Origin of the sequence: Paenibacillus sp. FSL R7-0652 (assembly GCF_038595045.1) — a bacterium.
Classification (GTDB): Bacteria; Bacillota; Bacilli; order Paenibacillales; family Paenibacillaceae; genus Paenibacillus.
Window position 1 is genome coordinate 3,255,868 of the sequence record NZ_CP152001.1, and the last position, 20,862, is coordinate 3,276,729.

A 20,862-nucleotide genomic window follows, 5' to 3' on the forward strand; every position below is an offset into this window, starting at 1 on the left:
TTAAAGTAAGGGTTTTCATTTTATTATTTACCAAATATGCACAGTCGTGCTATCATAAAATACGAAACGTTTCGAATTCGATTTTGAAAGGAGAAAAGAGATGAATATTGTAAAAAGGTTAGGACTCATTTTAACTTTTTGTTTGTTTGCCAGTACAGCTTTCACTCCTGTTATATCGGCACATGATTCAGGCAAGCTGACGGGCTTCAAACCAGAATTGAAAGCGGTTGCCAAAAAAACGTACAAGTACTTTGAAGACTTTACCGATCCAAAAACCGGATTGACGTATGATGAGGTCCGAATGAAGGAGAAGGGGATCGAAGAAGCCAAGCGCACCTCACCAACAAACATTGCGATGTATATGATGAGTACCGTCTCCGCAGAGCAGATGGGACTCCTTTCGAAGAAAGAAGCCGTATCCCGTTTGAAAACAACACTAAACACGCTGGAGAAGATGGATAAATGGAATGGACTTTATTACAACTGGTACAACACGGACGATGGTTCCGTCAAAAAAGATTGGGGGCAATTTATATCACAAGTCGATAACGGCTGGTTATCCGCGGGCTTAATCGTAGTTGGTCAAGCTTATCCTGAATTGAATGTACAAACGAGCACACTCGTTAAACAGATGAACTACACAACGCTGTACGATCCGGTGATCGGTCAGTTCCGTGGTGGCTATGATGTCGCTAAAGGCGCACTTACTGAGCACCATTATGGGTCATTCTATACTGAACCTCGTGTAGGAAGTTATATTGCCATTGGTAAGGGGGACGTTCCTCAGGAGCATTGGTGGAAGATGTACCGGACGATGCCTCTTGAGTGGGATTGGCAGTCTCAGATTCCACAGGGTCAGATAGTAAATTACGATGGCGTGGATGTTTTTGAAGGAAGTTACGAGTATAAAGGCCGAAAGTTTGTTCCCAGCTGGGGAGGAAGCATGTTTGAAGGACTTATGCCAGGGCTAGTGATCAAGGAAAAAGATTTGGGTACGCAAGCTTTAGGATTAAACAACAAACGTCATGCCCAGCTGCAGATTGAATATGCCAAAGAAAAAGGGTATGAAGCTTGGGGATTCTCCCCGTCTGCAACACCTACCGGATATAGTGAATTCGCTGCGACACCGCTCGGTATCTCGGGTTATAAAGATGGGGCAACGGTAACTGCTCACGCCACGTTCCTTGCTCTGGACTATGTGCCTGAAGAGGCACGCAAAAACATCAAAACATTGAAGAAGTTAAACATGATGGGCAAATACGGCTTATATGACTCCATCAATCTGGAGACCAAAGAAGTGGCCAAAGCTTATCTGGCACTGGATCAAGGCATGATTATGGTGTCCATCGCCAACTATCTGCATGACGGTGTAATCCGTGATTACTTCCACAGTGATCCGATCGGTCAGAAACCAGAAGCATTATTGAAAAAAGAAGTATTTTCGATTCAGTAGACCCGATTCAAATGGAACGAGGCATCGCTAGGTGACGCTTCGTTCCGCTTTTTGTGCTCATGCAAATGCTAGCTAATAACATATTTTATTGTTTATTAGGTATAAGACTTTTTTTGTGTACAGCATAGTTTAAATTGTTTATTACATATTATTAAGATTTTACGATCGTTACAATAACTTATAAGAGAAGTAGTTGATTTACTTCATGAACATTGCAGGGGGATAACAAATGAAAGATTTTTTTAGATTTGATACGGATGAAGAACGGCGGGCGTTATTCATCCGAGCAAGGAAAGCTGCTCTATCAGCAATTCAACAGTATGACATAGAGTGGGATAAAATCGAGTTTATACAACTATCTGATTCGATCACGTATAAAATTGAAACCAGTACCCTTGACCATTATTTACTTCGCATTCATTCGGACCGATTGAGCAGAGAGGAAATTCGTTCGGAGCTCCTGCTGTTACAAGCACTGAACAAATCGAAAGATCTAAATGTACCCGAAGGGATACCAAGTTGTGATGGTGTTTATGTATTGGACATCGAAACAGATATAGGATATAGACGTCCTTATGTAACGATGATGCGGTGGATCGAGGGTGAAAAAGCAAAAGGTGAATTTACGGATAGTCATGCATATCATATGGGTGTATTAATAAGCAGGCTCCATGAAGCAGCAAAGGACTTCAATCCACCTTCTGATTTTGTAAGACCTACTTGGGGAGTAGAAAGTTTTAAACGTGAACTAGCTAAGTTGGAACGTTGCCATGAACATTTTTTATCCGAAGAGGCATGGAAGTTGTATCAAGATGCAGCTGAGAAGGTTGTATCCCAACTTACAACTATGCGTCCAAGTGAACATAACTATGGGCTCATTCATGCTGATTTACATACCGGAAACATGGTTTTTAACGATAATCAGCCTTATCCGATTGATTTTGGAAGATGTGGGTACGGATATTATCTATACGATATGGCAGGCACCATGTTGGAGCTTTGGCCAAAACATCGATGGATGCTTATCCAAGGTTATGAGCGTAGTAGGAAGTTGGAAACGGACTATACTCGGGATCTGGAATGTTTTTTCATTATGATCATGATCGAGAATTACTGTCATCAAGCATCTGACCCAAGAGAAACAGCCAGTTTAATCGATGAACAAAAATATGCCCAAGCATACATAAGAGAATATTTAAACGGTAATCCATTTTTATTCGAAGTGATCGAGCCTGTAAACATGGATTAATACGAACTTTCACACGGAACGAAACAGAGAATTTGCTGAATCGTTCCGTATTTTTGTTTGGTTTCTGCACATAGGTGTCATTTTCATCCCAAAAGACAGCTGGATTCTGAACATCGTCAGTCGCAACACCGTAACCGCAGAAAGAACCGGAACACGGTTTAAACTTTTGCTGAAGTTTGTTCAGATAAGGGAGATCGATAACAAAACAAAACAAAACAAAAACCTCCATATTTAACCAGTCCCCTTTATACATTACTTCGATCCAGCTATGAATAATCTCATCCGGCGAAAGTCGATAGTACCAGCTGTTCATCGCCCCCTTCTGCAGCTGCTTATGAATGGTAAACCCGTGAATTCGGCAGGGAATTCCAAGAGCTCTCAATAGAGCCATAAAAAGAATGCCTTTGGTATTGCACTGGCCATATACGTCCTGCAGCACTTCTGAAGCCGGAATATCATCCCTGCGATTGTAACCAAACTCTATTTCGTCGCGAACATAGTTATAAACGCTGAGGATCTGATTCTTAACAGAGAGTGAACTCCATTGACGACTGCGGATCAAGCCTTGAATGGCGGAATGGTTATAATTTAATAATTTCGTCTGCTCGAGATAGTGGATCATGATGAGCTCCTCCTGCAGTCATTGTATCGTCAGTACAGGGAAGAAACTTGCAAAAACACGCTGCCTTTCCGAATATCTTTGGCAGTCATGCCGAGCAATTTCTTACTCGTATTGGCAAAATGGGAGGGGGTATCAAATCCAGCCGCCAATGCTGCTTCTGTAATGCTTTTTCCCTCGAAAATCAGATAGGATGCTTTGTGCAGTTTATGTAACAGCATATAACCGCTAAGAGATATGCCTGTATTCTCTTTAATCAGATGCGAAAGCCTGCTGTTCGATAGACCAAACTTTTCTGCATAAGTACGGATAGAGTGCTCCGACTCGGTGCAATTTTTAATGTCTTGAATCAATTCGCTGATTCGTTGATCCGTCACCAGAGGTTGAGTGTAGTCCAGGTTAAAAGAGTCATGAGTCTCTCCAAAAACAAATCATAACTTGCTGCATTATGAACCGAGGGCAGCTGTGTTTTAATGTATACCGCGATTTCTTTACTATTTAATGAAGGAAGATGGGCATATGCTTGTCTGCTCATATATCGCTTGAATGCGGCTGCGATGTTGGACGTGCTGTCGATTAAAAGTAATAACAAGGGCTGACCTGATCCCTGCAAAGATGAGCCGTATTGGAGTTAATCACGATCCCTTCTGTACTTATATGCTGCTCCTGAACTTCAATCTGTAAGGGACTTTCCAAAGCAAGTGTGACTTGGATAAACGAATGTTGGTGTGCCTCTGCATCAATGGCATCCGAATGCACTAGAATATGATGATGAGCGCCATATAAGTTCATCAAACGGTGGTCCCCCTTTACAAAAGCAATTCATCAATACGATCTATTAAACCATACTAAAGTGCCTATTGGAATAAACGAACAGCATAGACAGACTGCTCAGAGTTTAGTGTTGGAACCATTTTCCGCTATACATAATGATAAGCTTCACCTATAATGCAGCAGGGTATGAGCAGGCCAAACAAAAAATAATTAAATGTCTAGACAACAAAGAGGAAGTTATATGATCAACTGGTTATGGACAATTTATCTTGGATTACTCGGAACAGCATCTCTCGGTTATTTATTAAAAGGAAAGTATAGATCAAGACACGGAAAAATCGATTTTGTTGTGTCCGTTGTTACCTGGATTGGACTATTGGGATACGTCAAACAGATTCAAATGCTAAATCCGGGCACTTGGAAAGTTATTACTTTGGCAGCTTTACTGTGGGAAATATTTTTTGCAATGTCCCTGAAGGACCACAACGGTGAAGAAATTATGCCAGAAATATCGATGTGGAAGAGAAGATGGTGGATGATCGCCACCCTAATCATCACACTCGGCCCACTTTACTACGGTCTGTTCCGCTATTCTTTCTAAGTCAGAGGCCGCTGCATTTCACAATAGTTTGCATAGGAGACTTTGTATTCAACATCATGGGTTGTTTAATCCATTCTATCATCTATAATTATGAGGAAATGCGCTAATTTATCTTCATGAATAGAGGTGGGACGATGACACAAAATCAACGAAAAGTTGCGATCATCACGGGTGCCAGTGACCCCAGGGATATGGGAAGTGCCTTTTGCCGTAAGCTGGCTTCCAGAGATGTTGATATATTTTTCACATACTGGAAGGCTCATCCCGAATATATTACTGCGTTTCATCAGGAAATTGAAAATTCAGGAGTTCGCTGTGCATCCATCGAGATCGATCTTTCAGATCGCTGTGCACCCCAGCAAGTATATGCAAGTGCAGTGAAGGAGATGGGAACTCCCTGCATATTGATCAATAATGCTGCTTATGGTGTCAATACCGACTACAAGTCCTTTGACGCTGCACTGATGGACGACCACTACGCCGTTAATATGAGATCTACTTTTCTGTTAAGCACACTATTTGCCCGTGAGTTCGAAAAATCCAAGCTGACCTCAGGCAGGATTATCAACATGACGTCTGGACAGGATATATCACCCATGCCTGGAGAACTGGCATATGCTGCGACGAAAGGGGCTATCTCCGCCTTCACCAAGTCGTTGTCGAGTGAGCTTGCACCATTGAACATCACAGTAAATGCCGTAAATCCGGGGCCGACGGATACAACCTGGATGGATGACTCCATTCGTGATTTTCTCTTACCTCAGTTCCCGTTAGGACGTATTGGAACACCTGAGGATGCAGCTAACCTCATTGATTTTCTCGTTAGTGAAGCTGGGGCATGGATCACCGGTCAGGTTCTTCATTCCGAAGGCGGCTTTATTCGATGATGTTCTTGAGCGTACGGTGAAAAAAACAAGAAAAAGCTCAGCTCATGTCAGCTGGGCTTCTTCATTATGGCTTTAGCCAGTTGAGTGCGTGAAACGCGCGAAACAAAAAACACCCGCTATGCGGGTGGAGGGATTTTATCAGGTAAGCCATTGAACGATTTCAGCAGCGATCTCCATTCTTACTCCAAAAATCCGCAATCTAACTCAAGAAATAACGCTGTGCCATCGGAAGCTCGTCAACCGGAAGGCAGCGTAATGTTTCTCCATTCACAGATACCGTGTAATTGGTCGGATCTACCATGATGGTTGGTGTTTCACCATTCAGAATCATATCTTTTTTACTGGCGGCACGGCAGCCCTTCACAGGCTTCAATGATTTGGTGAGTCCAAGAGAAGACAGCGTTCCCGCATCAATAGAAGCTTGAGATACAAAGGATGCACAAATTGCAGATCGCGCTTTACCGTAACTGCCAAACATCGGTCTGTACATATAGGGCTGCGGCGTAGAGATGGTGGAGTTCGGATCTCCCATGACACTATGAACGATCATGCCGCCTTTGATGACAAGTTCCGGTTTCGTTCCGAAAAATGCAGGTTTCCAGAACACAAGATCCGCCATTTTACCAACTTCAATGGAGCCTACATATTGGGATATGCCATGTGTAACAGCAGGATTAATGGTGTATTTCGCGATATATCGTTTGACGCGTTGGTTATCGGCCTGATGATCGCCGGGAAGCGAACCGCGTTGTTTTTTCATTTTATCAGCTGTCTGCCAGGTTCTGATCGCCACCTCACCGACGCGACCCATCGCCTGTGAATCCGAGCTGGTCATACTGATTGCACCGATATCATGCAGAATATCTTCCGCACCAATCGTTGTCTCCCGAATACGTGAAGCGGCAAAGGCTACATCCTCCGGGATTTTGGGATCGAGATGATGGCAGATCATCAGCATATCCAGATGCTCATCTATCGTATTACGAGTGTAAGGCATGGTTGGGCTGGTGGAGGAAGGGAGGACATTGGGCATGGAAGCAACACGCAGCAGGTCTGGTGCATGACCACCGCCTGCCCCTTCCGTATGATACGTATGGATTGCACGACCATTGAACGAACGCAGACTGTCTTCCACATATCCGGCTTCATTCAGCGTATCCGTATGGATATTGACCTGAATATCATACTGCTCCGCGACACTTAAACATTTGTCGATGACATAGGGGGTGCTTCCCCAGTCTTCATGGATTTTCAGTCCACCGACGCCTGCAAGCACCTGTTCCATTAACGCTTCAGGTCTGGAACTGTTGCCCCGACCCAGCATCACAAAATTCATGGGCAATGAATCAAGTGCCTGCATCATGCGTTCAATATGCCACACACCAGATGTGCAGTTGGTCGCGAGTGTACCCGTAGCCGGTCCCGATCCTCCGCCGATCATCGTGGTAACGCCGCTCTGCAGTGCAATTTCAATTTGTTGTGGAGAGATGAAATGCACATGGCTGTCGACTCCACCTGCCGTCACAATCAGATTTTCGCCCGAGATGACCTCAGTCCCCACACCGATATACATATCAGGATCGACACCGTCCATCATATACGGATTTCCTGCTTTGCCGATCCCGCGAATCAACCCATCCTTAATACCAATATCGGCTTTGACAATTCCCCACGTATCCACAATTACAACATTGGTAATGACCGTATCCAGAACGCCTTCGTCCCGGGCTGCCAATGGATGCTGGCCCATGCCGTCCCGAACCGTTTTACCGCCGCCAAAAACACACTCGTCTCCATACACGGTAAAGTCTTTCTCGATCTCAATCTTTAACGAGGTGTCTGCGAGCCGAATCCGATCTCCCGTCGTGGGACCATACATGCTTGCATACGTCGCGCGATCTATTGTGTTCATGAGTCAACCCTCCCGTTTGTTAAACCGGCAAATCCGTAGATTTCTTTGGTGCCGCCAATCTCAACCAGCGTAATCTCATGCATTTCTCCAGGTTCGAAGCGAACAGAGAGACCAGAAGCGATATCCAGACGATATCCTTTGGTGCCTTCCCGGTCGAATGATAAAGAAGGATTTGTTTCAAAGAAATGAAAGTGTGACCCGACCTGAATGGGCCGGCTTCCAGTGTTGGTCACGGAACGTGTGATCCTTTTGCGGTCAGGGAGCAGCACAATCGGATCATCTGCAAATTCATACTCACCCGGGATAATCGCACCCTCTGTACGAGCAATCGGATCGTGTACCGTCACCAGTTTCGTGCCATCTGGAAACGTAGCTTCAATCTGAACTTCACCCAGCAGTTCGGCAACACCATCCATTACCTGATTCGCGGTCAGCAGTTGACGAGCTTCTTCCATCAACTGCTTCACTGTTTTTCCATCACGTGCACCCTCTACAACAAACCCTGAAATATAAGCAGCGGCTTCAGGATAATTCAGCTGAACGCCTCGCTTCAATCGCTTTTCGGCCATATCAGCAGCCAGATACATCAGCAGCTTTTCACGTTCCTGTACAGTTAAATGCATACGAAGCAGCCCCTTTGTACGAGATAAATGGAGGAGGAATAACACCATAAATCCATGTAATCTTTTTCCAATCCTCTCTTATGTTTGAAAATGTAACATGATTATGGAGGATAGTCAAACAAAAATGTCAGATAACATAACATCATAGGTTTGATTTGTGCATAGACACAAAGGCATTTAATAAAGAGCATGATATGCACTATTTATTCAGTCGTTTATGGTTGAAAAATACAGTATGATGAAACGGAAGAGTGCACAAATGACGATAATGGGATGTCGTTTATTAAAATGAAGAAGGTGATCTTATTGCTTCACGTCAAACGATGGGTACCTCTGCTCATCATCATGCTGTTCAGCAGCATACTTACGGGAACGGCTTCTGCTGGCACGTCTAAGAAGCTGCCCGATCCAGACTGGACATTTTTTGTTCCGGAGGAGCACAGCTACATGTCAGACAGTAACGTCCGGATCACAGATCAGGCATTGCACTTTATGAGTATAGACAATCAGATGTTTAATCTGGACAAGAAGACAGGAAAGCTGTTATCCAAGACCTCTTATACAGCAGGAAGTAACATGAGCTTTAACTTTTTTGGTACATATGCACAGACTGCTCCAAACGGTACGGTTTATATTCTTACACCTGTGAAAAACAGATCAGGCATTGAGAAGCAGCGCCTGACTGCTTATCATGCGAATGGAAAAGTGCTGTGGACGAAGTATTTTGATGAAAAGATTCGTTCCATGTCCGGGGTCTCCGTTATGCCGAACGGTAATCTGTTTATATATCTGGAAACCGCTTCTGAGCGGGTGACCAGTTATCGGTATAGTCCAGAGGGCAAGTTCTTGGGCAAAAACAATTGGGATGCATCCATTTATAATGGGTTTGTCAATGGTCTGCTTCAAACGATTAACAGCACGAGCAAAACGTCCAGCCGGATGAAGTTTTATGATTTCAATATGAGGCAGCAGTTTCAGTACAATTTCGATTTTAAAGAAGGCGTCTTTTCAGGATTCGGTTCTGACGGGCTGCTTCACTTCCAAAAAAATTTGGATAACAACGTGACCAGCTTTACAGCGAAGACAACAAGCGGCAAAGTGATATGGAGCAGGAAAATAAACGATGTGAGCTATTATCAAGACTCGACAACATCGGTTGCTGTGTCAAAACGCGTATTTTCGAACGGATTCACAGGCATTCGGTCCAATGGCAGCTTTTTTATGATCGACCGTAAAGGCGTCATGCAGACTGTTCCCGCTTCAGCTCAAACGTATCAGACCGCTGGAGATGGAACTGTAATGCTTGTGGAGGACTCCAAAATATCGATCTATCAAACGACCGCCTCGGCATCAGTCCAAATAAAACTGCTTCACACGGTGGATATCACTGAACTCAGCAGCTCTGATCCCATGTTTGTGTATGAGGGTGGAGGCATTGTCTATGTTATGACTGACAACAGCAAAATAAGTCGACTTAATTTGAATAAACTGCCCAAGAGTACGTAGGTAAAATCATAGAATTAACAAGAGGCCGCCACTAAAGCGGCTTTTTTGTTATAGTTGTGCACCTTTTTTTAGATTGCCGGAGATAAAAAAATGATATGACTTGACCTTAGGTCTGTCCCAAGCCTTATGCTTCATGTTGTATTTACACAGTGGCAAACATCATAGAGGTGGATCGGAGGGAGTTAAAATATGAACATTTATCAATCAAATGAAAGGATTTTCGGACTGGACTTGGCCAGAGCACTCGCTGTTATCGGTATGATTCTGGTCAATTACAAGCTGGCGATGAATGCACAAGATGCCGGACCCGTATGGCTGCAGAAGGTAACCGAAGCTCTGGAGGGGCGCGCTTCTGCGCTGTTTGTTATTCTTGCCGGCATAGGGGTTTCGCTGATGACAGCCAAGGCGAGAGCTTCGGGTGTACGTGAGCTGATTCTAACGGCACAAAAAACACTGTATCGAAGAGCGGCATTTTTGTTTGTAACAGGCATGCTGCTGCTTGCAATTGGCTGGAGTGCAGATATTCTGCATTACTACGCAGTATTCTTGGCGGTGGCGGCGCTGCTGCTGCAGTCTACGGATCGAAAGTTTCTTCTCGGAGCTGCAGGCATCCTTGTTGTGACCATCTTCCAGTTGTTATTTCTGGACTACAGCATCGGCTGGTCGGCGAATTACCATGAATATGAAAATGTATGGACGTTATCCGGCTTTACTCGGAATTTGCTGTTTAATGGATTCCATCCTGTTTTTCCGTGGCTGGCATTTTTTCTTTTGGGCATGTGGCTGGGCAGAAAGGATTGGTTGACACGAAAAAAAGCAAGAACTCGTCTCCTTCTCATCGCAGCAGCTGCTGCTGTATTCATGGAAATGGTTTCTCGTTATATGATGAAAGGACTCACACCGTTATTAAGCTCAGAAGGCGCCCGATATCTATTCGGTACAAAACCGATGCCGCCTAACCTGATGTACTTCTTCGCTGCAGCTGCATCAGCACTTACAGTACTTATTATCTGCATTCAGGCTGCCGAGAGGTGGAGGGAGAGCAGGTGGGTTCAAACGTTCATCCGTACAGGACAGCTTTCTCTTACACACTATGTCGCGCATATCATGGTTGGACTTGCTCCACTTCAGTTAACTGGCTTATTGGAAAATGGCAGCATTGTGTTTTCAACAATCTATGCATTCATATTTTACGCTGCAGCTGCGGTATTTTCGTTTTATTGGAAAAATCATCACAGCCGCGGACCGCTGGAACAACTCATGCGGCGATGGGAATAATCGTTTCTAACAACGACATATTTTTGGTTGTATCTGTCCTTGGTTCTGTTATCATGGGTCAATAGTACTGTTACCACACTAGTCAAGATTGGAGATCTGGCATGAGTAAATATATGATCGGCATTGATCTGGGCGGCACTAATATTAAATCGGCTGTCTTCGATAGGGAATTTAACAAAATCCACGAGCGAAGTGATCTCGCAGAAGCAGATAAAGGACCGCTGCACGTATTGAATAAAATGGTGAAGATCTCCCAAGAGATGATGTTGTCCGAGGGGATCCATCCTGATTCGGTCCACTGTATGGGAATCGGCGTGCCTGGTTTGTTGAATCCAGCATCGGGTTTGTCTATATTTTCACCGAATTTTCCCGGATGGGAACATATTCAAGTTGTAGACCACATGAATAAATATTTCTCATTTCCTGTTTTTATCGACAATGACGTGCGTGTAAATCTGTATGGTGAATGGTTATTTGGTGCAGGGATAGGTTACCGCAACTTGGTATTGATTACTTTAGGTACAGGGCTGGGGTCCGGCATTGTCAGTGATGGAAAAGTGATCTATGGGACAACATCCAGTGCAGGCGAAATCGGCCACATGAATATGTATAGAGAGGGACGCCCCTGCCGCTGCGGAAGCTCTGGTTGTTTAGGTAGATACGTGTCAGCCATCGGGATGGTTCGAACTTTGACGGATAAGCTGAGTGAAGGCCGAACCAGTATAATTCAGGATTGGGTGAAGGGAGATCAGACCCAAATTACAGCTCATCTGATCTCGAATGCGTACGACCTTGGGGATCCGCTTGCTGTAGAAGTTATGCATGAGACAGGAGAACTGTTGGGCTTCGGTCTTTCCAACGTCATCAATCTGTTCAATCCAGAGATGATTATCGTTGGCGGCGGCATGTCGGCAGCTGGAGATCGACTTCTAAATACCGTTCGTGATACGGTTCAGAAGCATACATTACAGCTGTCTTCCGGCGCTTGTACAATTAAGCAGGCCCAACTGGGAGGACAGGCAGGCATGATTGGTGCCGCCGCCTATGCAGGCCAAAGGCTTTCTTTGAAGAATGAAGTAAGAACAGAGTAATCCAGAGAAACTTATTAAAGCCGCTGATATAGCGGTTTTTTAGGGTATGTCTGAGAACGCTGAAGGAAGCCGATTTTGCCGAATTTCCGTTTCATACCAGGAAGTTTACCGCAGGCGTGTCGAGGCACGTCAAGGGAAAGGAGCCAGCAGGGGGCGTAAAGGGGGTAAAAGATGCACTTCAGCGGGTTTCATGACACGCCCTAGTATGGTATAAACTTAATTCATTATTTGTCATTATTTCTTTGATCTTTGAACTGCTTGGGTGTACACCCCGTATAAGTTTTAAACACTTTTGCAAAATAACTTTGATCATAAAAATTTAATAGAATAGAAATCTCTGCTAAAGAGTATTGAGAGTACATCAACAGATTTTGAGCTTCTTCAATTTTCGTTTTTAAAATGAATTGTGAGATCGAGATACCTACTTCTTTTTTGAACAAATTGGATAAATAATTAGGGTTCAAGGCAGTCATTTGAGCCAGCTGAGCAATCGTGATTCGTTCATTTAGATGGTTAAAAATATAATTTCGGCAGATGTTGATCGGCTTCGAATATTTGTGTTTTTTACTATGCTCGACACGTTCCGCAAAATCGAGCACAGCATCCTCCATTAAATCCTCCACCCCCTGGCTATCCGTTAGTTCCTCAATTTTTAGGATATATAGATCACTTAGATTGTAAGCAATCTCTTGATACACGCCGCCCTCTACCGCTGATCTAGTTGCAAGAGTGATGAGGGAGATCGCCAGATTTTTTTGACTGCGCAAATAACTCGTCTTGGACAATACACTTTTTTTGCCTTGTTTATGAATCGTATGAAACGTTTCAAGTACTTTATCTGTTCTACCTAATCGAATAAAATCAAAAAGTTTCTTTTCTTTATCGATCTCGGTATGGATTAGATTATTTTGGCGATCATCAATGATTTGGTTATAGGGCTGCTCAATCTCCAGTTCTTTCTTCGAGCGTTCATTCTCATTCTTCATCAGGATGTCATCCAGCGTTAATTGTTCCTGATAGAGCATGAAATAAACAACCATACTGAGATGAATAAAATTAAAGTTACTCATTACAGGTACACGATCATAATATTCTTTCAATTCCTTGTTATCCGCCTGGGTGAATAGATCGCTCAAGGTAACGCGAATAATCTCCTCTGTCATTCGAAAATTAATGATCGGTCCTACAATAATGCTTCCGTTCCACTGATGATCAGCACAGATACGTATTGCGAAATATTTCTCCAGATAAATCGTTTCACGGAGGACAGGAAATTGCTGTATTTCCATGTTGGAGAATAGATCTGTCATGATCTCATATTCAGAGGGGAATAGCGGGTTACGCGGAAAATTTACAGGTGTGACTTGATAGGTCAGCTTGTACTGGTTGTCAACATAGTAAACAGGTACATTGTACAAATGATGTGTCATATTACATATATATTCAATATTTTCAACGCTGCAGTTATACATCCCTTAATTCTCCGTTTCATTCCGAGTAGTGAAAATCAAATGTGAATATTCCTTTTTATATGTGAAACATACCATATGAAACATTACAAAACCGATTATAATTTTTTATGAAATCGATTTCAAGCATGGAGTTAAGGGGGATCAGCCGCTCGATCAATATAAACAGAAAACGTATAACTTGAAATGAGAGCGTTACCAAAAGTATCTGCATTAAATGGTAAAGAATGCCTGCACAGTTGCTGCCCATTTTAAATAGAGAGGTGGATTTTTATGCGTCCTTTTGGATATAAGGATAAATTCGGCTATTTGTTTGGTGATTTTGGGAACGATTTCTTCTTTGCTTTGGTTGCTTCGTTTTTGATGGTCTTTTACACCGATGTATTTCATATTAATCCGGCTGCCGTCGGAGGTTTATTCCTGTTAGCACGTTTATGGGATGCCATAGCAGATGTCACGTGGGGGCGCTTTATTGATACCCGAAAAGCATCAAAACACGGTAAATTTAAACCCTGGATTTATCGCATGTCATTCCCGCTTGTAATCTCCGGGGTACTCATGTTTGTTTATATCCCGGGCATGTCCAACGGATTCTATCTTGCCTACGCTTATGTCACATATATTCTATGGGGAACGCTGTACAGCACTGTTAACATCCCATACGGCTCCATGGCATCCGTCATTACTGCGGACCCTGTAGAACGTACGGTGCTGTCTACATGGAGATCGCTGGGAGCCACATTGGCGCAATTATTTGTCGGTGTTGTGGGTCCACTGCTCTTATTTGTTAATAACGAAGCGAATGCCACTCGTTTCATGCTGGGAGCCGTCATTTTTGGAATTCTGTCCATTGCTTCTTATATGGCATGTTATAAATTATCCATCGAACGTGTCATCCCGGATGCGAATGAGAAACCAAACACCAATATGAGAAAAACGCTGCATGGTCTTTTGAAAAATAAACCGCTGATCGTCTTTTTGATTGGATCACTTATTTTTTTAATCAATTTAATGCTGATTGGTACGGTTAATACGTATTTGTTCAAAGACTATTTTGGTAATGCCCAACTGCTCAGTGTGTTTAGTCTGGTTCAATCCGCCCCTATATTTATCGGGATGCCGTTAGTCAAACCGCTCGTAGCGAAGTTTGGAAAAAAAGAAGTAGCTGCTGCAGGCTTTTTACTTTCAACCGTAGTTTACCTGCTTTTATATCTCATTCCGAATCTTTCGGCAGTTCAATATATGGCGATTCTCTTCGTTGGGTTGTTCGGATATGCTCTGTTCAATCTCATTAGCTGGGCCTTTATTACGGATCTGGTAGACTATCATGAACATGTCACCGGATTACGCGAGGATGCTACGATCTACTCCATTTATTCTTTTTCACGTAAAGTCGGACAGGCCGTAGCCGGAGGCATTGGAGGGGCAGCTATGGCGGCTGTTGGATATAACGCTGCACTTGAGGTGCAGACACCACGCACACTTGAAGGCATATATTTTCTAGCAACACTTGTACCAGCTTGTGGTCTGTTTCTCGTATTTATCTGTATTGCTTTTCTATACCCGCTGAACAAGAAACGTACAGCCCAACTTGTAAGCGATATCAATACAAAAAGGATGAACTGATACTAGTTTTATATGGTGTACTCGACAGGAGGTAGAAGAAGCTCTTATTTTTCAAAGATGGAGGAGATGTTTATATGTTATACCCTATATTGACCGAGACACGTCACATCATAGATCTCAATGGAATCTGGAATTTCAAGCTGGATGAAGGAGCAGGGTTTCAAGAAAACTGGCAGCTTGGAAAACTACTAGACCCGATGTGTATGGTGGTTCCAGCATCCTATAATGACATCGGAGTAAGTGCGAAAATTCGTGACCATGTTGGCTGGGTATGGTATGAACGTGATATTACGCTCCCAGATTCAATACATCATGAGAGAATCGTATTACGATTTGGTTCAGTTACTCATTTAGCAAAAGTGTATGTGAATGGTGAGTTTGTTATAGAGCATAAAGGAGGCTTTTTGCCTTTTGAAGCTGAAATAAACCGTTATCTGCAAAAAGGGAAGAATCGCTTAACCGTCGCAGTAAATAATATCGTAGATGAAACGACATTACCCGTTGGCTCTATCATTGAGCAGGAGGTTTCTGGCGGGGGAAAAACACTGCAGAACCTGCCGAACTTCGATTTTTTCAACTATGCTGGTTTGCATCGACCTGTAAAAATATACACAACACCAAAGACCTATACTAGAGATATTAGCATTGTGACCGAACTGGATGGTCAGGTTCAGTATTCGATTGATATTACTGGAACAGCTTCGGTTAGAGTGAAAATTATCGAAGAATCCGGCACGATGGTTGCAGAATATGAAGGCCAGTCAGGTAAAATGATCATTCCAAATGTCAGACTGTGGGAACCATTAGATGCCTACTTGTACACGCTGCGCGTCGAACTGGAAGCCGAAGGCGAAACGATTGACGTTTATGAACAGCCGTTTGGGGTGAGAAGTGTGGAAGTGAAGGAAGGAAAATTCCTCATTAATGATAAACCTTTCTACTTCAAAGGGTACGGCAAGCATGAAGATACAACCATGCATGGCAGAGGTTTTAATGAGCCAGCCAATGTACTCGATTTTAATCTGATGAAGTGGACGGGAGCCAACTCTTTCCGTACTGCACATTACCCCTATTCAGAAGAAGTCATGAGACTTGCCGATCGGGAAGGGTTTGTAGTCATTGATGAGGTGCCAGCGGTCGGTATGCATCTGAACATGCTGGTTGTTCATCGTGGTGGTGTGCTGAAGAATACATGGGACGAACTCGATACGTTTGAACATCACCAGGATGTGATTCGCGAGCTTATACAGCGGGACAAAAATCACGCCTGTGTGGTCATGTGGAATATTGCTAACGAACCTGCTTCTGAAGAAAAGGGGGCTTACGAATATTTCAAACCATTGATTGATCTAACGAGAGAATTAGATCCACAGAAACGTCCGGTTACGATTGTTACTCAGATGGAATCCTCGCCAGAAAAGGATCAGATTGCCGAGCTGTTGGATATTCTCACCTTTAACCGATACTATGGATGGTATGTCGATGGGGGTAATCTGGACTCGGCCAAAGAAAAGCTTCGTGCCGAATTTAATGGCTGGTTGAAACGATGCCCGCATAAACCTTTTATGATGACGGAATACGGAGCGGACACGGTTGCCGGATTACATGATGTTGAGCCCGTAATGTTTACCGAGGAATACCAAGTGGAGTTTTATAGAGCAAACCATGAGGTGTTTGATGAATTTCAACAGTTTGTTGGCGAACAAGTATGGAACTTTGCTGATTTTGCCACCACTCAGGGAATCATCCGTGTGCAGGGCAATAAAAAAGGCATCTTCACACGTGATCGCAAACCGAAAGCTATTGCACATGAACTGAAAAAACGGTGGACCAACATCCCGGATTATTATTACAAGAGCTGAGGAAGAAGACATCATAACATAAGGAATCACCGTGAATATAGAGAAACAGCTAATGAGGTTGGTTAGCTGTTTTTCTTATGCTGACAGTAAAGAGGATTTGGTTAACATCGCTGAAGAGATGCTTCATTATAAAAAAAATCAGATCATCCCAGCCGTCAATTCAAACCGTTGACGGCTGTTCGTATTCGCGGTTTTAATTATCGTTATCCTCAAATAACTGCTGGATCATCTTGTCTTTGTTATTCAGAAATTCCTTCATGATCAGATAATGATCCGTTTCTTCCAACGTCTGAATCTCAATTCCATCTGGTGTCAGGTTATAGATCTGTGCATCGGGATACGCCATCAGAATCGGAGAGTGGGTAGCAATAATGAATTGAGAATTTTGCTGCACCAGTTCATGAATGCGGGTGAGCATGGCCATCTGACGAAGGGGCGACAATGCAGCCTCGGGCTCATCCAGAATGTACAAGCCATTTCCCCCAAACCGATGAACAAATGTGGAAAAAAAGGACTCTCCATGGGATTGCTCATGCAGTGACTTTCCACCGTACGAATCTTTGATAGGACGTCCCGGTGAAGGCTCGCGATCTAACTCATCAATGGTCGTTGCCAGATTATAATAGCTTTCAGCCCTGAAAAAAAATCCGTCTCTGGGACGCCGCGGGCCTTTGACTAACTGAATATATTCAAATAAGTTCGAATGCGTAGCCTGAGTAGAAAATGAAAAGTTCATTGTTCCGCCTTCGGGATTAAATCCCCAGGAGACAGCAATGGACTCCATTAGTGTAGACTTACCCATGCCGTTTTCACCAACAATGTAGGTTACCTTGGGATGAAAATCAAGTGTATGTAGATTTCGAATCACTGCCAGATCAAAAGGATACGCTTGAAAAGTAGGAACCAGATTTCGCTTAAGCTGCACCTGTCTCAAATAGCGTGAAGATCCGATCAATTCGCTTCACTCCAATCCGTTTGTTTATTTCATTCTACAATGACAAGATTAATAAATCGATAAGGGACTGCTCTGTATCTATTCTCGAATAAATTTGGTTCCTCAATCCAATATTCTGAGAAACCTGCACCATTTTAAGGTTACGTACATTGTTCAAACTCTAGGTATTCTTTTTGTATTGGGCTCTGACTTGGTCAGAGGTGGTATTGAATCCATGCGCAGCAATCCGCTTTGGTTTATATTTATTTTAACATCTGTTGTTTTTGCCTACTTATCGATCAGTGTTAGTGTAGAACAGGAGAGGGGAGTGAAACATCCAAGGAAAGTTTTCATGGTCAGTCTGACTGTACTGCTTCTGATTGCTGCCGCAGTTATGATCCTAACTTCAAGTGCAGCGAACACAGGATGGGCTGAAGGATTAGGGATGGGGGCAATTTTGTTCATTTGCGGATTCATACCAATATATTATGTATTCAAGCTGAGAAAAGAGCAGCAAAGAGATCAAGATGAAACGTGTTAAAGAGAGAAGAGAATCTTATTCATCGTTAGATGAACAGATTCTCCTTTTTTATATTACGCTCATTTCGTTGAGCAGCAGCGCCTGTATTGTCCAGAAGCTTAGGATTACAGCTTAATCCCGTAACGTTCACGCAGTACAGACAGATGATGCAGTTCGTGTCCGGTTATCACGCACGCGATAGAACGCGTTGAAGCCGGATGATCGTTAACTATGCCTCTGCGCAACCAGGCCTCGGTGCTGAGACGACGAAGCAGAAGTACGGTAGAATGTCTTACAGCTGCATATTCTTCCGCCAGATCAATCATGGTATAGGATTCAAACGGATGACTGCTCATCAGAATGTCCTGATCATAACCCGGAAGAGATGTGACATCGCCCCTGGCGATCCGAAGCAAGCGCCCGCTCATAATGCGTTCATTGTCAATAAGATGGCCAAAAACCTCTTTGACACTCCATTTGCCAGCATCATAACGGAAATTTCCTTGTTCTTCTGTGAGAGCACGAATCGCTGTGTTTACCTGTGTACCTTGCTGTTCCAGCAGCTCAATTACGTTTCCTTCAGGAACAAGCTGAATGTATCCTTCGTAGAAGGAAGCATATTCTTCTTTAGTAGGTCTTTCGTTCATCACAAACCAATCTCCTTACGTTAGACTATTTTTTGTTTATTTTACCACTAATCTCGAAAAAACCGTAGAATAGATTGGTTACTAGAAAAATGGTTAGTCAATCGCCCCTAAACGCCACTTATCCTGTTTGCTTTTTACAAAATAGTAGAACGAATTGGGTGTTTTCACCTCGTTATCAGATACAACTTTCCCTCTAATTTCTACTACGATTCTACCTTCTTGATCTTCACCAACTGTTCCCATCTCTTCAAATGCATAATCGTTTCCAAACAAATACATGTGCGCGTCAGCAGTCCCGTCATCTGCAAAAACGCTTCTGAATTCTTTCTCTTTTTTATTGGCTAGTGAATCTAATGTTCTCTCCAATAACACTTTTATGTCCTTGTTAAACAAAGGATTGTCTACGGAATTTAGATCAATAAAAACTCCTGTCTTTATATTAGGGGCACTCTCAACTTGAGTTTCAGTTTGCTCTGTTTTAGGGGTATTATTTTCCAACTGTGATTCAGAGTCCGTAATGTTACCACAAGCAGTTATGATCCCTATTGATAGTATAAGTAACAAAGAATGCAGGACTACTTTTTTCATGTTTTACCTCCTGACTGATGGGTATATGTGCTACAGCATTATGAGAGTCTGCTTTTTACTGGAAATCCCTCAAAAAACCATTTGACGAATACTACGTTATACTGAAGCTTCATTTCTTTATCAATAAGAGGCCGTATTTTTAGTCTATCGCCACAATACTCCATTTCCTATTGGCATCAGCATCAAAGTAATAGGTGATAGCGGCATCCTCAATGACATTATCTCTTAACATCTTTCCAGTAACGTTTACTAAGATCTGATGTTTAGTTTTATCTTCTGAAATATTATATATTTCTGTAAACTTATATTCTCCGCCAAAGCTTCCCATGTAAGAATCTGCAGTCTTCGAGTCTTTAAATGTACTTCGGAAGGTTTCTTCATCTAGACTTACCTGAGCGTCAAGATTTTTCTTCAAAACTTCTTTGATTTGCTCGTTTAACAGGGCATTGTTCTCTTTTTCTAAGTCTATGAATACACCTTTTTCAAAATTAATTTTCGATTCTGCAGTTGTTTCGGCAGCTGTTTGTTCATCCTTAGATCTACTCCCACTCCCTGTTTGGGTCGTTTGGTTTACTTCCGAATTACTCTTATTTCCATCAGCACAAGCAGAAAGTGCAATAGCTAATCCCAACATGAATAGAATCATGGAAGCTTTATTTTTCATGATATCTCTCGTTTCTGTTTTATGTTTAGCTGCATATATAAGTAAGTAACGATTCTAGTTTGAAAATGTTACAAATAGATCTTAATAAAGGAGCCGCAGATCCACGATATGAACCTTCCTTGACCATGTATTGCGAAGAACACTTTCATCCAGCATGACGCCATCGACCAGTAGATGTAATCACTGTATAATATGCATATCGTAAACATTAGAATTTATAATTACATGAAGGAGGAGAACGGCATATATAACGGCCCGTCAGATGCTATTATTCTTGTTTTTGGACCTATTATTTTATACATCCTGATTTATATCGGATTTCCCGCACTTTTAATCATTACGTCCTATATCACTTTTCAAAAGCGCAAAAAGCTTAACAATCCGACGCCGAATAAGTCCAAGCCTGTCCAGCGTGACACAAATGTTAAACCCTAGCAGTACATTAAATAACTATACTTAGAACGTATACATATGATGATTTTAAGAAAGTACGAAGCGGTATTAATAAAATGTGATATCATGAATTTCTCATTTTGCGCCAACATCCAATCAAACCTGA

Annotated in this window: 19 protein-coding genes and 1 pseudogene; 10 read left to right on the plus strand and 10 right to left on the minus strand. The window is 42.8% G+C overall.

Going from position 1 to position 20,862, the window contains the following annotated elements:
- Positions 1-100 precede the first annotated feature (100 nt).
- Both MKY97_RS14665 and MKY97_RS14670 read left to right on the plus strand, forming a co-directional pair.
- Positions 101-1,453 (plus strand): glucoamylase family protein, encoded by a 1,353-nt coding sequence (locus tag MKY97_RS14665; RefSeq protein ID WP_342556125.1) that lies wholly within the window; start codon positions 101-103, stop codon positions 1,451-1,453.
- 229 nt (positions 1,454-1,682) lie between these two features.
- Positions 1,683-2,702 carry a phosphotransferase gene (locus MKY97_RS14670; RefSeq protein WP_342556126.1) on the plus strand — a complete coding sequence of 340 codons (1,020 nt, stop codon included), beginning with the start codon at positions 1,683-1,685 and terminating at the stop codon, positions 2,700-2,702.
- 235 nt (positions 2,703-2,937) lie between these two features.
- Here MKY97_RS14670 and MKY97_RS14675 read toward each other — a convergent pair.
- The 3 genes and pseudogenes from MKY97_RS14675 to MKY97_RS14685 all read right to left on the minus strand — a co-directional run.
- A pseudogene (locus MKY97_RS14675) lies at positions 2,938-3,324 on the minus strand (transglutaminase-like domain-containing protein); the annotation flags it as partial.
- Positions 3,325-3,353: 29 nt separating this feature from the next.
- Positions 3,354-3,698 (minus strand): AraC family transcriptional regulator, encoded by a 345-nt coding sequence (locus MKY97_RS14680; protein WP_342556127.1) that lies wholly within the window; start codon positions 3,696-3,698, stop codon positions 3,354-3,356.
- A 199-nt stretch (positions 3,699-3,897) separates the two neighbouring features.
- Positions 3,898-4,116, minus strand: a complete 219-nt coding sequence (locus tag MKY97_RS14685; RefSeq protein ID WP_342556128.1) for a hypothetical protein — start codon at positions 4,114-4,116, stop codon at positions 3,898-3,900.
- A gap of 220 nt (positions 4,117-4,336) precedes the next feature.
- Between MKY97_RS14685 and MKY97_RS14690 the strand changes: the two genes are divergently transcribed.
- Both MKY97_RS14690 and MKY97_RS14695 read left to right on the plus strand, forming a co-directional pair.
- On the plus strand, positions 4,337-4,696 hold the full coding sequence (locus tag MKY97_RS14690; protein ID WP_342556129.1) for a hypothetical protein: 360 nt from the start codon (positions 4,337-4,339) through the stop codon (positions 4,694-4,696).
- Between the two features lie 134 nt (positions 4,697-4,830).
- Positions 4,831-5,583, plus strand: a complete 753-nt coding sequence (locus MKY97_RS14695) for an SDR family oxidoreductase (protein WP_342556130.1) — start codon at positions 4,831-4,833, stop codon at positions 5,581-5,583.
- Between the two features lie 199 nt (positions 5,584-5,782).
- Here the strand turns inward: MKY97_RS14695 and ureC are convergent, their stop codons facing one another.
- A complete protein-coding gene (gene ureC, locus MKY97_RS14700) occupies positions 5,783-7,495 on the minus strand; it encodes an urease subunit alpha (RefSeq protein ID WP_342556131.1) in 1,713 nt (570 codons plus the stop codon).
- Positions 7,492-8,118, minus strand: a complete 627-nt coding sequence (locus MKY97_RS14705; RefSeq protein ID WP_342556132.1) for an urease subunit gamma — start codon at positions 8,116-8,118, stop codon at positions 7,492-7,494. Before MKY97_RS14705 ends, ureC begins: the two co-directional genes overlap by 4 nt.
- A gap of 288 nt (positions 8,119-8,406) precedes the next feature.
- On the opposite strand from MKY97_RS14705, the gene MKY97_RS14710 reads away from it, so the two are divergent.
- The 3 genes from MKY97_RS14710 to MKY97_RS14720 all read left to right on the plus strand — a co-directional run bounded on the left by MKY97_RS14710 (position 8,407) and on the right by MKY97_RS14720 (position 11,993).
- Positions 8,407-9,624: a hypothetical protein gene (locus tag MKY97_RS14710; protein WP_342556133.1), complete on the plus strand. Its 1,218-nt coding sequence runs from the start codon at positions 8,407-8,409 to the stop codon at positions 9,622-9,624.
- A gap of 189 nt (positions 9,625-9,813) precedes the next feature.
- Positions 9,814-10,902, plus strand: a complete 1,089-nt coding sequence (locus tag MKY97_RS14715) for a heparan-alpha-glucosaminide N-acetyltransferase domain-containing protein (protein ID WP_342556134.1) — start codon at positions 9,814-9,816, stop codon at positions 10,900-10,902.
- A 101-nt stretch (positions 10,903-11,003) separates the two neighbouring features.
- Positions 11,004-11,993, plus strand: coding sequence for an ROK family protein (locus MKY97_RS14720; RefSeq protein ID WP_342556135.1), 990 nt, complete (start codon positions 11,004-11,006; stop codon positions 11,991-11,993).
- A gap of 224 nt (positions 11,994-12,217) precedes the next feature.
- On the opposite strand, the gene MKY97_RS14725 is transcribed toward MKY97_RS14720, so the two are convergent.
- Complete coding sequence (locus MKY97_RS14725; protein ID WP_342556136.1) at positions 12,218-13,465, minus strand: helix-turn-helix domain-containing protein; 1,248 nt, start codon at positions 13,463-13,465, stop codon at positions 12,218-12,220.
- 270 nt (positions 13,466-13,735) lie between these two features.
- Here MKY97_RS14725 and MKY97_RS14730 point away from each other — a divergent pair, with 270 nt between their 5' ends.
- Positions 13,736-15,088: a glycoside-pentoside-hexuronide (GPH):cation symporter gene (locus tag MKY97_RS14730; RefSeq protein ID WP_342556137.1), complete on the plus strand. Its 1,353-nt coding sequence runs from the start codon at positions 13,736-13,738 to the stop codon at positions 15,086-15,088.
- Positions 15,089-15,162: 74 nt separating this feature from the next.
- Positions 15,163-16,950, plus strand: coding sequence for a beta-glucuronidase (uidA, locus tag MKY97_RS14735; RefSeq protein ID WP_342556138.1), 1,788 nt, complete (start codon positions 15,163-15,165; stop codon positions 16,948-16,950).
- Between the two features lie 193 nt (positions 16,951-17,143).
- Here the strand turns inward: uidA and MKY97_RS14740 are convergent, their stop codons facing one another.
- The gene (locus MKY97_RS14740) at positions 17,144-17,884 is read right to left on the minus strand and encodes an AAA family ATPase (RefSeq protein ID WP_342556339.1); all 741 of its coding nucleotides are present in this window, start codon (positions 17,882-17,884) and stop codon (positions 17,144-17,146) included.
- A 328-nt stretch (positions 17,885-18,212) separates the two neighbouring features.
- Between MKY97_RS14740 and MKY97_RS14745 the strand changes: the two genes are divergently transcribed.
- Positions 18,213-18,425, plus strand: coding sequence for a hypothetical protein (locus tag MKY97_RS14745; RefSeq protein ID WP_342556139.1), 213 nt, complete (start codon positions 18,213-18,215; stop codon positions 18,423-18,425).
- A 104-nt stretch (positions 18,426-18,529) separates the two neighbouring features.
- On the opposite strand, the gene MKY97_RS14750 is transcribed toward MKY97_RS14745, so the two are convergent.
- The 3 genes from MKY97_RS14750 to MKY97_RS14760 form a co-directional block, all read right to left on the minus strand.
- Complete coding sequence (locus MKY97_RS14750; RefSeq protein WP_342556140.1) at positions 18,530-19,051, minus strand: DinB family protein; 522 nt, start codon at positions 19,049-19,051, stop codon at positions 18,530-18,532.
- A gap of 93 nt (positions 19,052-19,144) precedes the next feature.
- Positions 19,145-19,639: a hypothetical protein gene (locus MKY97_RS14755; RefSeq protein WP_342556141.1), complete on the minus strand. Its 495-nt coding sequence runs from the start codon at positions 19,637-19,639 to the stop codon at positions 19,145-19,147.
- A gap of 139 nt (positions 19,640-19,778) precedes the next feature.
- A complete protein-coding gene (locus MKY97_RS14760; protein WP_342556142.1) occupies positions 19,779-20,303 on the minus strand; it encodes a hypothetical protein in 525 nt (174 codons plus the stop codon).
- Between the last annotated feature and the right edge of the window lie 559 nt (positions 20,304-20,862).

Coding starts and splice junctions, on each gene's coding strand:
- MKY97_RS14710 (WP_342556133.1), top strand. CDS start 8,407: ATGAAGAAGGTGATCTTATTGCTTCACGTCAAACGATGGGTACCTCTG.
- MKY97_RS14730 (WP_342556137.1), top strand. CDS start 13,736: ATGCGTCCTTTTGGATATAAGGATAAATTCGGCTATTTGTTTGGTGAT.
- MKY97_RS14670 (WP_342556126.1), top strand. CDS start 1,683: ATGAAAGATTTTTTTAGATTTGATACGGATGAAGAACGGCGGGCGTTA.
- MKY97_RS14690 (WP_342556129.1), top strand. CDS start 4,337: ATGATCAACTGGTTATGGACAATTTATCTTGGATTACTCGGAACAGCA.
- MKY97_RS14720 (WP_342556135.1), top strand. CDS start 11,004: ATGAGTAAATATATGATCGGCATTGATCTGGGCGGCACTAATATTAAA.
- MKY97_RS14725 (WP_342556136.1), bottom strand. CDS start 13,465: ATGTATAACTGCAGCGTTGAAAATATTGAATATATATGTAATATGACA.
- uidA (WP_342556138.1), top strand. CDS start 15,163: ATGTTATACCCTATATTGACCGAGACACGTCACATCATAGATCTCAAT.
- MKY97_RS14760 (WP_342556142.1), bottom strand. CDS start 20,303: ATGAAAAATAAAGCTTCCATGATTCTATTCATGTTGGGATTAGCTATT.
- MKY97_RS14705 (WP_342556132.1), bottom strand. CDS start 8,118: ATGCATTTAACTGTACAGGAACGTGAAAAGCTGCTGATGTATCTGGCT.
- MKY97_RS14750 (WP_342556140.1), bottom strand. CDS start 19,051: ATGAACGAAAGACCTACTAAAGAAGAATATGCTTCCTTCTACGAAGGA.
- ureC (WP_342556131.1), bottom strand. CDS start 7,495: ATGAACACAATAGATCGCGCGACGTATGCAAGCATGTATGGTCCCACG.
- MKY97_RS14715 (WP_342556134.1), top strand. CDS start 9,814: ATGAACATTTATCAATCAAATGAAAGGATTTTCGGACTGGACTTGGCC.
- MKY97_RS14695 (WP_342556130.1), top strand. CDS start 4,831: ATGACACAAAATCAACGAAAAGTTGCGATCATCACGGGTGCCAGTGAC.
- MKY97_RS14665 (WP_342556125.1), top strand. CDS start 101: ATGAATATTGTAAAAAGGTTAGGACTCATTTTAACTTTTTGTTTGTTT.
- MKY97_RS14755 (WP_342556141.1), bottom strand. CDS start 19,639: ATGAAAAAAGTAGTCCTGCATTCTTTGTTACTTATACTATCAATAGGG.